6 protein-coding genes and 1 pseudogene are annotated in these 14,776 nt (G+C 51.4%); 1 reads left to right on the top strand and 6 read right to left on the bottom strand.

What is annotated here, in order from left to right; translation table 11 throughout:
• Positions 1-14: 14 nt before the first annotated feature.
• The 6 genes and pseudogenes from ACX93W_RS11950 to ACX93W_RS11925 form a co-directional block, all read right to left on the bottom strand.
• Positions 15-1,622 (bottom strand): annotated as a pseudogene (locus ACX93W_RS11950) (glycoside hydrolase family 43 protein); the annotation flags it as partial.
• Between the two features lie 367 nt (positions 1,623-1,989).
• Positions 1,990-5,283, bottom strand: a complete 3,294-nt coding sequence (locus ACX93W_RS11945) for a family 43 glycosylhydrolase (RefSeq protein WP_459392595.1) — start codon at positions 5,281-5,283, stop codon at positions 1,990-1,992.
• Positions 5,284-5,481: 198 nt separating this feature from the next.
• Positions 5,482-8,748 carry a family 43 glycosylhydrolase gene (locus ACX93W_RS11940; protein ID WP_459392594.1) on the bottom strand — a complete coding sequence of 1,089 codons (3,267 nt, stop codon included), beginning with the start codon at positions 8,746-8,748 and terminating at the stop codon, positions 5,482-5,484.
• Positions 8,749-8,917: 169 nt separating this feature from the next.
• A complete protein-coding gene (locus ACX93W_RS11935) occupies positions 8,918-12,160 on the bottom strand; it encodes a family 43 glycosylhydrolase (protein WP_459392593.1) in 3,243 nt (1,080 codons plus the stop codon).
• A 369-nt stretch (positions 12,161-12,529) separates the two neighbouring features.
• The gene (locus ACX93W_RS11930; RefSeq protein WP_459392592.1) at positions 12,530-12,844 is read right to left on the bottom strand and encodes a hypothetical protein; all 315 of its coding nucleotides are present in this window, start codon (positions 12,842-12,844) and stop codon (positions 12,530-12,532) included.
• A 356-nt stretch (positions 12,845-13,200) separates the two neighbouring features.
• Positions 13,201-13,638: a hypothetical protein gene (locus tag ACX93W_RS11925; protein ID WP_459392591.1), complete on the bottom strand. Its 438-nt coding sequence runs from the start codon at positions 13,636-13,638 to the stop codon at positions 13,201-13,203.
• Positions 13,639-13,865: 227 nt separating this feature from the next.
• Here ACX93W_RS11925 and ACX93W_RS11920 point away from each other — a divergent pair, with 227 nt between their 5' ends.
• Complete coding sequence (locus ACX93W_RS11920; RefSeq protein WP_459392590.1) at positions 13,866-14,690, top strand: sugar phosphate isomerase/epimerase family protein; 825 nt, start codon at positions 13,866-13,868, stop codon at positions 14,688-14,690.
• Positions 14,691-14,776 lie beyond the last annotated feature (86 nt).

Raw genomic sequence — 14,776 nt, 5'->3', positions numbered from 1 at the left:
TCGCGCGTGGCGCTTTTTTGTCCAAACTGCCAGTAGTCGACGCTAAGCAGCTTGCCGGCTCCTTCGCCGCGGTATACAAGATAAAGATCATGCACGCCCGTGGCGCCGGAGATGTTTATTGTTTTTGTCTGCCAGCTTTGCTCGCCGCCGGTGTTCGATACAGGCAGCGTGCCAACTAACGGGCCATTGGCGTTGTCCAGCCGCAGCTCGATTTTGCCGCCATTGGAACCGCTTGCAACGTTTGCTGTAAAAGTTGCCGCGCCGTCCGCCCCAAAGTCGACTCCTGATACCGCTGTCCAGTCTCCGTCCTGGATGTTGCCTACTGCCAGATTGATGCCGCTTACCAGGGCTCCCGGCTCTGTCGTCTTTTCTGTAGCGATTCCGCCGCTCCAGCCCAGCGTTTCTGCTTCAACTCTCGTATAGGGATTAAAGGCTTTCAACTGCGGAATGCCTTTATAATCGCCCGTAATATTTCCAATAACACCGTTTTCGTCAAAGCTCAATTTGTTGATATGCGCATTGCGGTATCCGCGCGACTGCCCGCCCATTTCCGGCATTGTGCCGCTTTCCGCCATTGCTTTCGCCAGCGTTTGCGCATGGTAGACGATATACCATTCATCCTTGAAGTCAAAAATAGCATGATGATTGTTCCCCCCTACTCCAAAAAACGTAACGGGGTTTGGCAATATCGTTTTGACATACGTAAACGGTCCCAGGGGATTATCGCTTACCATGTAAGCAATGGTTCCCGTTGGATGGTCGGGCCGGTTGCCTGCCGAGAAATTAGTGCAGTAGGAATAATAATATTTGCCGTTGTATTTGTTGATGCCCGAATCCTCGAACAGCCATGGCGGATTAATCGGCTTCACCGAGCCTCCGCTGGCAGCCAAGTCCAAGCTGATCATATCCGCTCCAAGCTTTGCGACACGCGCCGTCCCGGGATCGGACTCCTTGCCCGCAGGAACGCCGCCGCCAAAATAAATATAGCCGCTTCCATCATCGTCAACCAGAACCGCAGGGTCGAACAGCCAGGTGACATCGCTCGCTCCCGGCGTATTCCGGTTAATCAGGGCTCTGCCAAGCGGATCCGTAAACGGACCAATCGGACTGTCCGCCGTAAGTACGCCAATCCCGTTGGCGCTATCCGCAAAATAGAGGAAAAACTTCTCTTTTCCGTCTATCGATTTATGGGCGGCGGCAGGAGCCCACGAGTTATTGGCCCATTTCGCCGCTCCTTGCGCTCCGGCTACAGGGATTTCGCCATGGTCGGTCCAGTTCACCATATCGTCGCTGGAAACGACCGTAATTTTGTTAATGAGGCTGTAGGTGTTGTCTCTGACGGAGCCATCGGCATTGTATTGCAAAATATCATTGGTCATGTAGATGTAGATTCTTCCGTCATATTCCATTGCATAAGGATCTGCGCCAAACTTGTGCGAAAATAGCGGATTGCCATTGCCTGGCGTCTTGCCAATCGCCGGCGCAAGCGGATTCTCCGCGGCCAGCACATTGGATGCAGCCAATACGTCTGATGCAGCCTGTAAGCTTGGGCCCTCCGGGAATATTAACAAAGCGAGCACAAGCGCCATAATAAAGGAAAGCGATTTTTTCCATTTTTTCATAAGATAAACCTCCACCTTTCATCATTCAATCCGGGGGGGCTGTATAAGTTCAACAGAATATAGTGGGCTTAATAGTGGGCCGCCGTGTGAAAAGTTCTTTCGATCGCTGTTGTTTCCAGATTCCTTCTATTTAATGGGGTCATATGTTGGAATCCGGAGAACAAAAGCGAACGCTTAAAATCTTCTGGAGGAACGTTACTTCGTAAGCATATGCTTTTCTACAGAGCCATTCACACTCTGGCCTACTTTAGCCAATTCTTCGGTCGAACTTATACAGCTTGTAAGCAGCCAAACAAAATATTTTTAAACCACCTCCTTTCCCGGTTCCCTTGCCACCGGGCAAGCTGAGCGGATTGTTTACAGGAGCTTATAGCAACATCTTGGATGCTACATAGGACAAATCCAGGATGTCGATTTTGCCGTCTTTGTTCATATCCGCGATTTGGGCGTCTTGCCAATCCGTGCTTGCGGAATCTTTGCCATAATGGTACGCCGCCATTGCAAGGTCGCCTACATTGACGATTCCGTCATTGTTCAAATCTGCAGAAGCTTCCTTGATGACCGCTTCGTTGAATGTATCAATCGCGCCGGTCAATGCAACTGTGGCACTGTCAACCTGTGCCTGCGTTGCGTTTGCGTTGTCCTTGACTGCCTTCGCTGCGGCAATGGCCTTGCCGAGGTCATCCTTAGCCGCCTGCGGATATTGTCCCGGCAACGAACCAGCGACAGCCGCGTCATGCAACTCCTGCGCCTTCTCAATTGCAGCGGTCAGCGCTCCTTTGTCGATGACGACATCCGGACTGCCTACCGCTATTGTTTTGCTGCCAAGGGCTGCCTGAACGACCGTCCCTTCAGGCCCAACGCCAAGGCTGGCTTTTGCCACCCCGATTGTGCCCGTTGTATTCTGGACGCCATCCTTCACCTTGAAGGTCAAATTCAATACCGGCGTGCCAGCCCCCGATATTCCTCCGATATGGGCGGCCAAAAGTCTAACTTTGCCGGCGGTTTCCTTGTCTTCTTTTACAATCTGGGTGTGCTCGCCCGCGCCTGCCGCGCTTACGTATTGGAATACATCGGCATCATAAATGAGCTCGATATCCCCGGCATAGACCCGGTCTGTCACATTGTTCAAGCTGACCGCGACCGTAAAGCTGCTTCCCGGCTTCACGCTGCCATCTCCCGAAAGTGCTGCCGCCGGTCCTTGCGGCTCAACCGGAGGCCAGACGGGGTCCGTCGTTGAGTTGCTTGTTGTTAAATAAATCCGGTCAATGGCAAGCCCGGACTCCCTGCCCCAGAAATTGAGTTCATGCTCTCCGGCCGTCAAGGATAGCGGCGAACCGCCCGTTACCGCTGTACCCCCATTGCTAAGGTTTACCCATCTGAATTGTCCGGCGCTTACGTTTTGAATCCCGTTAGAGGTAAATTGGTAGGCATTGTTCAGGCCAACATGGACCGAATCGGTCTGGAAATTTCGGCTTTTGGCCAAAATCCACAGCTGATAGCTTCCCGATCTCGGAACATTAATCTTGTAGCCAAGCTTGGAGCCGGCTGCCAGACTGGCCGCGTCCGTCCCCACCGTAACTGTAATACCGTCATCAGGCAGGAATTGCATCGCCTTTGTGGATTGTCCGTCAACCAGTGTCCATGTATGCCCGTTAGCAACGCCCTGCACATAAGCATTTTCCGTATTATCCGCGGCCGCTTCCGCCTCAAGGGCCATAACGGCGGGAACATGGACCGTGACGTTAATGACGGCAGACGCCGTTTCACCGCGTTCGCCCTTAAAGCTGACCGTCACCCGAGTCGAACCGCTGGCTTTTGCCGTTACAGTACCGCCGGATACATCAGCAACCTCGGGGCTGTTATTGGTGTAGGTTGCCCTTCCCGTTACATCCTCTACATGTCCGTCCGCATATTCGGCGGTAACCTTAAAGGTCCCCGACCGTCCGGCATCCAGCACAAAAGAGGCATTGTCAATCGTAATGCTTTTGACCGTCAGCTCGCTGTCCAGGTCCTTGACCAGAATGAAGACGGCATCCGATTTCCCTCCATAGCTCACGTTGATGGTTGCGGCTCCATATCCCGTACCGGTTACAATCCCGTCCGCTACGCTTACGATTCCGTTTTGCACAGGGACTGCAACCGCCTGAGCCGTCACATCTTGACTTGTTCCATCGGTATAAACCGCCATCACCTTCAAAGCCGCCGTATTTGCTCCGCTTGCGCTATCGATTTTTGGTTTGTCTAGGGATGCATGAATGGCGGCAAGCTCGCGTTTATCGCTTTTGGACCCGAACTGCCAATAATCAAACTTAAACAATTCCCCCGTCGGCGGACCTCTGAATACAAAAAACAGATCATGAATGCCTGCCGCTCCTGAAACAGAGGTTGTTTTGGGCAGCCAACCGGTTTCTCCGCCTGTACCTGCCACGGGCAGCGATCCAACCAGCGGTCCGTCCGCGCTGTCAAGCCGCAGCTCGATCGCTCCGCCGCCGGAAGCGCTGGCAACTTGGGCTGTAAAGGTGGCTGCCCCGATTGAGCCAAAATCTACATCTTTAACCTTGATATAGTCCCCGTTGTGAATATCCGTCACATTTCTTCCGCCTTGGCTTAACGGTTCAGTCTTGACGCCAGAAGCCCAAGCTATCGTTTCCGCTTCTGTCCTTGTGTAGGGATCAAGCGGATCAATGCTTTTGTCAATACCCGCTGTCGTCATGCCAAATGTCGGAATAGTCCCGTCAGCGTTATACGAAAACCGCTCAACGGCTACCGAACGCTTGTAGCTTCCGCCGCCAGGCAAGCTGTCGTTGTGATAGAAGAAATAAGATTCGCCCTTATACTCAATAATGCCAGGATGATTGGTGGAGCTGCCGCCTTGTCTTGGCATAATGACGCCTCGATACGACCAGGGGCCGGTCGGGCTGTCGCTTGTGGAATAATGAATGGATTCCGGGAAACCGGACGCATAAATCAGATAATATAAGCCGTCCCTCTTGTACACCCATGGCGCTTCCTCAAAATCCGGCCCAAACGCCTCCGTTGTGAGAGGAACCGCTGTAATGGGTCCGTCGAGCGAGATCATGTCTTCGTTCAGCTTGGCGTAATACAACGCATTGTTGCCCCAATACAGATAAGCCTGGCCGTCATCATCGATAAAAACGGCGGGATCAAGATCATCCCATGAATGGGCCGCATATTTCGTCATATCATTGGTGACAAGCGGCGCGCCGATCGCGTCAACAAAAGGTCCTGTAGGACTGTCCGCTACGGCTACCCCCAAAGCAATACCGCCTTTTCCGGGAATAGCAGAAGCAACGGATACAAAATAATAAAACTTGCCGTTCCGATGAATGACATGCGATGCGTTGGCATCCTGGGTCTGGTTGGCCCAGCTAAACGCCGTCACATCCAGAACCGCCCCATGATCGGTCCAGTTCACCATATCGGTTGTAGAAAAAACGCGCCAGTCGAACATTTTATAGGAGTTGGTGGCGATGTCCAGATCATGCCCGGTGTAAAGATAGACTGTGTCGTTGTAGACAATTGGCGCCGGGTCTGCGGTATAAATAGTCTGGACAACCGGATTATCGGCAGAGGCGATGGAAGCAAATATCGTCGATATCAAAGCAATGATAACCATGAGGCTTAACGCCTTTTTCATGGAGCAATTCCTCCCTGCAAAATAAATGGCGAAAATAGGCTGCAGCTGCATCATCAGAGAAACGTATCAACAGCTACCCTCCCTTCAAGGGCAGCTTCCTCAAGAGGGGTTTTCCCCTCCATTGGTGACGAGTCGCCCTTCAGCAGGCAAGTCGCCCTCCAGCAGGATGTTTACTCCGTTTCGATGCAGCCTTATCTGTCAGCCCAACAGCTTGAGCGCTACATAGGACAAATCGGCAATATCGATCTGGCTGTCGTTGTTCATGTCCGCAGCGCTGGCAGCCTGCCAATCCGCGCTTGCCGAATTTTTGCCATAGTGGTAAGCCACGATTGCAAGATCGCCTACATCGATACTGCCGTCCCGGTTAATATCAGCGGAGGTTTCCACTATAACCGAGGCCCTAAACGTTGCTATAGCGCCGCTTAATGCGTCGACTGCGGCATTCACCTGCAGCTGCGTTGCGCCGGCATCGTTATTGACTGCTTTTGCCGAAGCAATAGCTTCACCTAGCAGGTCCTTCGCTGCCCTCGGGTATTGTCCGGGCTGCTCGCCACTAACGGCCGCATTGTACAGCTCCTGAGCATAAGCAATGACTTTATTCAGCGCATGCTTGTCGACCGGCTGCTCGCCATCCGATACCGCGATCGTTTTGCTGGCGGGCGTTGCCAGAATAACCTTGCCCTCCAGCGCCGTTCCAAGCTGAATTCGTGTTGCCGCAATGGTTCCGCTCTTGCTCTGAACGCCGGCCTTCACCTTAAAACTCAGCTTCAATACCGGCGTATTCTCCCCGGATACCCCGCCGATATAGGCGGTTATGAGCCTGACTTCTCCGTCTCTGGATTTATCCTCCGTCACAATTTGCGTGCTGTCGGTTACGCCTTCAGCGCTTGCATATTCAAAAATGCTGCTATCGTACGTCAAGGTCAAATCCTGGGCATAGATGCTTTCCGTCACGCTGTTTAAGCTCATTTCTACCGTAAAGCTGCTGCCTGGTTTCACGACGCTGTCCGCAGCAAGCACTGCCGCAGGCGTCTCAGGCTCATCCGGCGGCCAGACCGGGTCGCCGGTCAAGGCGCTGGTGGTCAAATAAAGCCGGTCGACTACAGTGCCGTCTTCTCTTCCCCACAGGCTTAACTCGTGGAGTCCGGCTGTAATATCAAGCGTGCCAAGAGAATTCCACCTCCAGGTATTGTTGTTGACTATACTGGTTTGCGTGAATTTGTACGTATTGTCCAAACCGACGTGAATGGAATCCGCATTGGCGCCATTGGCCTCGATCAATCCCCAAACCTGATACCGGCCTGCATTGGCAAAGTTAATGACATACCCGAGCTTTGGCGTTGCCGCAAGGCTGGCGGGGTCGGTGGCTGTCATCTGAAAGCCGTTATCGGGCAGAAATTGCATCGCTTTTGTGGCTTGCCCCTCAACAAGCGACCAGGTATGGCCGCTGGCGTTATCGTCGTTCACATAGGCATGAGCCGTATTGTCCGCCGCTTCTTCCGCCTCAATCGCTACAACGCCGTTTCTCTCCATAAAAGGGTTCGAAACGGGAGGTTCATTGACCGTAATGACCAATTGCGCCGTTGCGGCCTCTCCTCTTTCGCCGCCAAAGCTGAAGCCAACTGTCGTTGTTCCTCCGGATTTGGCCGTAACTGTGCCGCCCGTTACAGTCGCCACTTCGGGATAGAGATTGGTATAGGTTGCTTTGTGCGTTACATCTTCTCTGCGTCCATCCAAATATTCCGCCGTCAGCTTGAAGGATGCCGTTCTTCCTGTATTCAAGGTAATTGGTCCCCTGTCGACGCTGAGGCTTTTTACAGCTTGCTCGGCATGCAGATCCTTGACCTCGATAAAGAGCACATCCACCCAGTTGTAATAATTGACAAAAATGCTTGTTGAGCCATACCGCTTGCCCGTCACGACTCCGTGGGCCACGCTGACAATGCCATTTTGCGCCATCGTAGCTTTGGACTGACTGCTCAAATCCTGGCTTGATCCATCGCTGTAGACGCCTGTTACCTTAATCACTGCGGTGTTGTGTCCGGCAACCCTGTCGATCTTATGCTTATCGAGCGTTGCATGAATGGCAACAAGCTCGCGCTGACTACTCCTCTCCCCAAATTGCCAATAATCCAGCTTGAAGAGATTGCCTGCTGAGTTCCCCTTAAACACCATGTAGACATCATGAACACCGGTTGCGCCGGCAACATTGGTTGTTTTCTCCCGCCAATAATGATCTCCGCCCGTGTTCGAAACAGGCAACGTTCCGATCAGGGGACCGTTTACGCCATCAAGACGCAGCTCTATCTCGCCGCCGCTGGAACCGCTTGCAACACCGGCCGTAAAGATTCCCGCTCCGTTGCTGCCAAAGTCGACGCCTTCTACTTTGATATAGTCTCCGTTATCAATGGCGTGTACATTTAGTCCGCCTTCGTCGCATCTGTCGCAAACTTCCGTTTTTACGCCGGATGCCCAGGCGATCGTTTCCGCTTCCTGCCGGACATAGGGGTTTAATGTGGCGATTTGGGGCGCGCCTGTTGTTGTCATATCGATACTCGGAATGGTGCCGTCGGCGTTGTAATTAAACTTCTCGATCGCTACCGAACGGGCATACCCTCCGCCTCCAGGCAAAGCGCCGTTATGATAGACAAAATAGGAATTGCCCTTGTATTCGGCGACACCGGGATGATTGGTGAAGCTTGAGCCCTGCGTGGGCATGATCACTCCCCGGTACGTCCAAGGGCCAGTCGGGCTGGCGCTGGTTGAATAAGCGATATGCTCCGGTATGCCTCCGGCGGCATACAGCATGTAATACAGGCTGCCGCGTTTGTATAGCCATGCAGCCTCTGTATAGGCTGATCGCCCTTCGGGGCCAAAGCCGCTGGACAAATCCACCTGCTCAATGTTTCCGGAATATGAAATCATGTCTTCATTCAGCTTTACGTACCAAAGGCTGCCGTTCCCCCAATACAGATAGGCTTGACCGTCATCGTCAATGAACACGGTCGGGTCGATGGCGCGCGCTCCGTTATTGGCGACCAGGGGTTTTCCAAGGACATCCTTAAAGGGCCCGGTCGGGCTATCGGACACGGCAACGCCAACCGCGTATCCTCCGCTTTGTTGACTGACCGTCACATAGTAATAAAACTTGCCGTTCCGCTGGATCACCTGAGCGGCCCAAGCGTCGGACTTCGCCCAGCTGAACGCCGTCAAATCTAGCGGAGAGCCGTGATCGGTCCAGTTGGCCATATCCGTCGTGGAATAAACCCTCCATTCTTTCATGGTAAAAAAGGACGCATTGTCTTCATCATGCCCGGTATACAGATAGAAGGTATCGTTGTAAACCAGCGGGGCAGGGTCGGCTGTATACATCGTTTGAACAACCGGATTATCGGCATAAGCAACGGATGAGAGCATGGACATGAGCAATGCGGCAACGGCGATAAGACTCATTAACTTTTTCAACGGGAAGCTCCTCCCCAGTCAAGATTAAGTACGGGTTCAAAAAGCAGCCGGCCATGCTGCCTGCATGCTGCGTCATGGAAAGCGGGCTTTTTGAACAACCTTACAAGCTGGCGGCAAGGACGATGGGCGGGACAACCTCTTACTGCGCCCATCGTCTTGCCCGCAAGCATCAATCCGTTATTTTGGACGCTACATACACCAAATCCGCGATATCGATTTTGCCATCATTATTCATGTCTGCAATGCTGGCAGCTTCCCAATCCGGGCTTGCGGAATGCTTGCCGTAATGGTAGGCCGCCATCGCGAGATCGCCTACGTCAATGCTGCCGTCCTTATTAAGGTCCGCGGAGGCTTCCTTAATTTCCGCGGCCTTAAAGGTGGCAATAGCTTCGTTCAGAGCGGCCGCGGCGCTGTCAACCTGCGACTGGGTTGCGCTTGCGCTGTCCGCAACGGCTTTGGCCGCGTCGATGGCTTCGGCAAAAGCATCTTTGGCCGCTTGCGGATATTGGCCCGGCTGCGTGCCCGCTACTGCGTCGTCGTGCAGGCTGCGCGCATTTGCGATGGCCTCGTTCAGAGCCGTTTTGTCCACAACCGGAGTAATGCCGCCGATGGCAATCGTTTTGCTGCTCAGCGCAGCCTGGACAACAGTTCCCGCAGGAGCCACGCCCAATTTGGCTTCGGTCACGGAAATCGTTCCGCTTGTTAGCTGAATTCCGGCCTTTGCCTTGAAAACGATGTCTAATACCGGCGTGCTGGCTCCGGTTACGCCGCCAATATGGGCAGTTACGAGCCGCACCTTGCCTTCCGTTGCTTTGTCCTCCGCAACAATTTGAATCTGGTCTGTGGCGCCTTGCGCGCTAACATATTGGAACAAGTCTGCGTCGTAGGTCAAGGTCATGTCTCCGGCATAAACGGACTCTGCAATGCCGTTCAGGCTGACCCCTACCTTAAAGCTGCTTTCTGCATTTACGCTGCTGTCCGCGTTAAGAATGGCCCCCGGCTTTTGCGGCTCGACGGACGGCCAGATCGGATCTGCAGCTGCATTGCTGGTCGTCAGGTAAATCCGGTCGATGATAAGGCCGTCTTCCCTTCCCCAAAAATTCAGTTCATGCACGCCCGCTGTCAGATTAAGCGCCGTGCCACCCGGCACCGTTGTACCGCCATTGCTCAGATTGACCCATCTGAACTGGCTGTTGCTTACGCCTTGAATGCCGTTGGAGGTAAATTTGTATTCATTATCAACTCCGACATGGACTGAATCCGAGTTGAAGTCAACGCTTTTGGCAAGAAGCCACAGGTTGTAGTTTCCGGAAACCGGGATGTTGATCCTGTAGCCCAGCTTGGCGCCGGACGCAAGCGTAGCCGCATCTGTGCCGGGCATATTAAAGCCTGTATCGGGTCCAAAAAGCATCGCCTTAGTGGTCTGGCCGTCCACAAGCGTCCAGGTGTGGCCTTGAATGACGCCGGATACATAGGCATCCTCCGTATTTTCGGCTGCTGTCTCCGCCTCAATAGCGACAAAAGATGGCGAATCGAAGTTGATGGTATAAACCGACGTTTGCAGTCCTTCCCTGCTTACCATGACCTTCGCGCTTCCAGGCACGGCCGCCGCTTGCTGAACGGTGACCAATGCACCGGAATCATTGGCTTCTGCAGTCACCTGCGGCGGAGCCGATCCGGCAGGCAGATCCAAAGCGTAAACATATTTGCCCGGGCTGAACTCGCTTAGCTGCGTGCCGTTCACCCGTAACGATTTCAGATTTGTATCAAAGTTTGAGCCTTCCAGCTTGTCGCTTATTTGATAGGAATCAAAGTCTACATAACCGCCCGTTGTTTTTGTTGCGAAATTGAACAAGGCAAAGCGGTAGCCCATAAAATGCGGGAGCGTATAGGACATTTGAAGCGTATTGCCGATGGAAGCCCAACGCTCTCCATCCAGGCTGTAATAGAAGTAACCTTTATCCGTTCTGTTCTTGAAATCCAGCTCGGCCCGCAAATAAATTTTGTCTTGATTCAGCGGAACATTGGCTACCTCGACAGCCGATGACGAGTTTCCGTTTACCATGACAACGGATTTGGTTGTACCGGTCATTTTGACGCCAACAAAACCATAGTTCGCCTGGAAAGCTGCAATGCCGGCGTAATCTCCGTCTTTCATCCCGCTAACGTCAATGGCGATGGTCCCCGAGCTTTCCGGTCCAAATGTTCTTTGCGTCAGCGTATTTCTGGCATTAAGGATGCTTGTGCTCGTTTTCCCCGTCGTCAGCCTCAGATAACCGGGACGTTCGGTAAGCGACCAATACCGATTGTCTGGATTATGGTTCCACTGCCAAACCAATCCCAGATTAGAGCCGTTATAGTCGTTTTCGCCGCTTGCCACCTCGGTATGAAAGGCTTTAACTCTTTCCCCTCTCTGGTCGAAGTTGTCGGAGGAAACCCATGATCTGGACAGCTCACCCGGAATGCCCGTGTCGTTGACATCCCCGAATACAGGCCATCCGTCAGCGCTCCATGTCACTGGAATAATGTAAGGAATACGTCCAACCGAGCCATAATCCTGAAACAACATACCGTACCAATCGCCTTCAGGAGTCTGGACAATGCCGCCTTGCGCCACGCCTGCGCCGCTTGTGCTGCTGCCCGACCTTAAAGCGATTTTCCCCTCGTATTGTCCGTCAATCTGATCGGCGCGATGAACCAGTTGCGTACGGATTCCGCCCGAAGGCCAGGAGATGTGGAAAATATAATATTTGCCATCGATTTTGTAGATGTGCGAACCTTCCGCTCCAAGTCCTCCGCTTCCGCCGGGAGCGCTTGCATTTTGAATAATGACTTTATTCATTCCTCCGGCCTTCACCGCAGTGGCATCCGCCGTCAGCTCAATGATACGGATCGTTCCGTTGCCGTACACCATGTAGACTCGCCCATCATCGTCGAACAGCAGGGACATGTCGTGATAAACACCCCCGGCAAGCTCATACTTTTCCCAAGGCCCATTCTCAATGTCAGCGGTTTGGAAAATGTAGGTTTTGCCCACATCATTAGAGGCAAACGCTACGTAAAACTTTCCATTATGATGCCGAATGCTGCTTGCCCACGAGCCTTGACCGTAAAGATTTTGTCCATTAGTGAGCGTTTGCTTGTCGCCAGCCGCCAGAATATCGTACAAATAGTTCACAATTTCCCAGTTTACAAGGTCCTTGGACTTCATGACCGGAACACCGGGGTTCATGTGCATGGTTGTGCTTGTCATGTAATACGCATCGCCTACCCTAATTACCGAAACATCGGGCACATCCGCCCAAATGACCGGGTTGGGAGCCGTCGTCTCCGCTGCCGAGGCCGATGGCCCCGGGAAAAAGCTCACAACCAGGGCAAAAACTAAAGCTATTCCGACCAGCTTTTTATACATTGTTCCAATGCCTCCTGTTCTTTTTCCATTTTAGACAAATTGAAATTATTTGATTATCTGTAATTGAAAGCGCTTTAGTAAATGAATGCAGCAACTGCTTTAATTCCTCTCTAACGTTACCTGACTACCCTCCCAACTGTGTATTGACCAATCGCAGCTTTACGGCTTTTTGAACGATTTTTCGGGTCATCCCCTCCCCTGGCCCTGCATTGTTCTCTTATTATAACTGGGCTTTTTCATAATCACGATGTAATTTCTTTTTATAAAAGTTGATTTTTTGGCGGTTATTACCGGAGAACAAAAAAAGCCGGACGGAAGACAAACGCTTCCATCCAACTTTTGGGTTTCGGAACTTGCGGGGCATCGTCATTACCCCTCCACGATATCCGCCTGCAAATCAGATGCAACTCCTATCATAACTGGCACGATCTCTTCATGTGCAATGGCAACGTAGACTTCCCCCATATAATGACGGAAGGGGTATCGCGCTTCGCCATGCTGCCACATAAAGAAGTCGCCCTCTATGCTCATCGTACTCTCCGGACCTTTGACGGTGAGCACCTTTTCATACGCAAAGTCCATTCTCGTTGCAAAATAGGTGATGCACTCCTGAAGAGAAATTTCCTGGCTTTCGCCATTTTGTTGCATCGTTCTTGTTATTTTAAACCGTTGTTTCTGACTCATGAGCAGCCTCCAGTAGTCGTTTGCGTCTTATTTTTTCATTCATTATGTAGGACCGTCTGTCTCTACTGCCTGTTTATTGCCATTTGTTTTTGTTCATATCACGAAGCTTTTGGTTTAGATCGTCCAATGAGCGTTGAATGTATTCCATTCTTCGCAAACCTGAATACTGATTGCCAATTATTCCGGCAAAACCAATAATCAATACGATTAAAATCATGAGTAACATCATGGTGCCGCCTTCACCTCCTGGCTTGCCGACTGACTAATTAATCTTATTCTTTTGAGGCTTATTTAGCAAACAATCAACCAATCAACTTATTTAGCTATGATTTAGTTACATTGTTTTTTCTTAATGCTTAGGCTTCTTCCTTTTTTTCTTTTGCTAGGGCAAAAGGTAAAAAGAAGAGTTGGGCAATCACAAAAATACCGGGTAGGAAAATTGACCACATGATCCAGTCCCAAGGAAACGTAACTAATCCTCCTGGACTATTACTAAATTTAGCAAACAACATGTAGGAGGCTCCCGGGATAGTTGAAATTAATAACCATCCAATATATTTTTTGATCTGTCCAGTTTTGACAGACATCTTGCAATTTGGCAAAGCAATTAAAGCCAGAACTATATACTCAAGAAAATAAAAGAGGAATGACTCTTCTCCAAAAAGAGAACTGCCGAGAACGCTACCAACGGATAAATAAAAAACAATTATAAAAACATACCCCAAAAAACCCTTGATTATATCCAAATGAGTGCCGCCTTTCATGATTTGTAATTCAACTAAGTATTCCATCATTCAGATTCTGTTATATCCTCTTTTATTCTCGTTTGCGCAACTGAAAACCTTCCTCTATTTACATTTTACCTCTCGCATGGAAGGAGAAACCATATATTTTAACATATTGTTTGGCTGCCTGACCCTTTGAGGCTTTGAAAGGCTCCCGCTTTTTGGACAATTCCTTCTCTGTCGGCACAATGATATAATGGAACAAATCTACCATTCTCATAAGAGGAGGAAGCAAAATGACGGTTGGATTATTGGCTCATTTGCTTGGAAAGCAGCCTTATGATCAGCTGGCGGGTAAGGTGGCTGATCGCGGCTTCAACTATGTACAGCTTGCGCTGAGCAAAGCCATTGCGGATATTGATTTTTCATTGGGAAAGCTTAGCCCTGGGTTGGCTAACGAGATCGGCGGTGCTTTTGCAAATAAGGGGGTTGGCATTGCCGTTTTGGGCTGTTATGCAAGCCTGATTGAGCTCGACGATGAAAGCTATCGCTACAACGTGGACCGATTCAAGGAACATTTGCGGCACGCGCGGCATTTTGGCGCGCCAATCGTGGCGACTGAGGTTGGTGTGCCAGCAGATCCATCTCGCAGCCGCGAGCACTGGGAGCAGCTGAATCGAGCATTAGAGGAAATTGTGGAAGAAGCCGAGCGTTGGGGCGTCACCATCGGCCTGGAAGCTGCCGACCGGCATCTCATCGGCTGCGTTGATACGATGGCCGAAACGTTGGAGCGTTTTCCCTCCTCCTGCGTCGGCGTTGTTATCGATCCATGCAACCTGTTGAATGCTGAAAATTTTGAAAGACGGGACGAAATTATTGAATACGCTTTCTCGAAGTTAGGGAAACGTATCGTCAGCGCACATGCCAAGGACTTACAGCATGGCGAAAATGGCGGCTTGAGCAATACGGCAGCCGGATTAGGGGATTTGCATTACGATCAATTCTGGTCTCTGCTTGAGGCGCATAAACCGCATGGTTTTGTAACCTTGGAGGATGTCCGCGAGGAGCAAATGGCAGCCGCCTCCCGCTTCGTGCGCGAAGGACGCAAAGCTGCGCGCTAAGCGGACGCTTAATACCGAATGGCATATCCGCTCATTCCGTTTCGTCGCATGTTGACGCCGGCGGCACTGACCCTTTGAGCGGATTG

Source organism: Paenibacillus sp. CAU 1782, assembly GCF_054551715.1.
Note: the sequence above shows the minus strand (reverse complement) of the source record. Positions and strands in the feature narration are given on the sequence as shown.